Source organism: Vibrio sp. 1978, from assembly GCF_033344345.1.
Window position 1 is genome coordinate 1 of record NZ_JAWPOP010000098.1, and the last position, 1327, is coordinate 1327.

The following is a 1327-nucleotide window of genomic DNA, read 5'->3' on the forward strand; positions in this document are numbered from 1 at the left end:
CCCTTCTCAGTAGTCAGACAACAGGCATTGAAGGTCATGAATGACAGGGATATCCAGACCCTCTGCCTTTACCTGAAAAAACAGAAACGGACCGTGGAAGAGTACCAGTGGCAACATTACGATGAACAATGCAATCTCCTGGAGCAACTGTTAAGGCAGGTGTTCTTGTGCCTTGAATGTGAGGCCGGTAAAGGCTCAGAAGCCGTCGTCGCCCAACTTCAACAGATGCAGACGGAAATCGCATTCGGTGGACCACTGAAGACGATGGATACGTCGCTCATCCCGAAAAAGCACCTCCCATGGTTGGTTAAACAGGATAACGTTAACCCGCAACGTTACGAATGGCTGCTCTACCGGCAGTTAACCTCACGACTGAATGGACGCATTTATTTGCCAAATGTTACCAAATACCGCGCACTGGAAGACGACCTGATCCCCCAGACATCGCAGGATACCTTGCTGGCCTCATCAACACTGGACAGACTAAAACAGCCCGCAGAGTTATTGTTACAGGAGAAACAACACCGGCTGGAAAGTGCACTCAAAGACGTTGCTCTCCATATTGATGAGGGAGACAATCGAAATGTGATCATGAAAAATCGTACCGGTACCCGCTGGCGTCTGCCGACCAAAAGCGCTACATCTCTGGTCAACAATCCCTTTTTTAAGCGAATGCAACCGGTCGGTATCGCGGATGTACTGCGGTATGTAGAGCGCGAAACCGGGTTCATGAAATGTCTGACTCATGTACTTCCGATACAAAAACAAGGGTTCACTCATCAGGATGATTTACTGGCCATTCTGATTGCCAACGCCACTCACCGTGGTGTGTATGGCATGGCGCAGATCTCCGATCGAAGCTATGAACACCTGAGTACGGTGCAGGCCAACTATATCCGGCCTGAAACGCTGCATGACGCCAGCGACGTGATCAATAATGCGGTTGCAGCGCTACCCATCTTCCGCCACTACCATATTCAGGAGGACCAGCTGCACGCCAGTGCGGATGGTCAGAAATTCGAAACCCATCTGGAAACCTTTAAAACCCGGTACTCCTCTAAGTATTTCGGCACCAACAAAGGGATCACGGCCATGACACTGGTGGCCAACCACAGCGCCCTCAATGCTCGGATCATCGGTTCCAACGAGCACGAATCACACTATATTTATGACCTGTTACAATCCAACAGCAGTGAAATCAAACCTGACGTACTCTCGACAGATACACACGGTGTCAATCATGTTAACTTCGCCTTACTGGATCTATGCGGTTACAGTTTTGCACCGCGATACGCGCAGTTCAGTAGTGTCATCAATGATCTGTTTG

Annotated in this window: 1 pseudogene; it reads left to right on the plus strand. The window is 49.7% G+C overall.

The features are described 5' to 3' along the window. Positions 1–1327 (plus strand): annotated as a pseudogene (locus R8N49_RS24725) (Tn3-like element ISShfr9 family transposase); the annotation flags it as partial.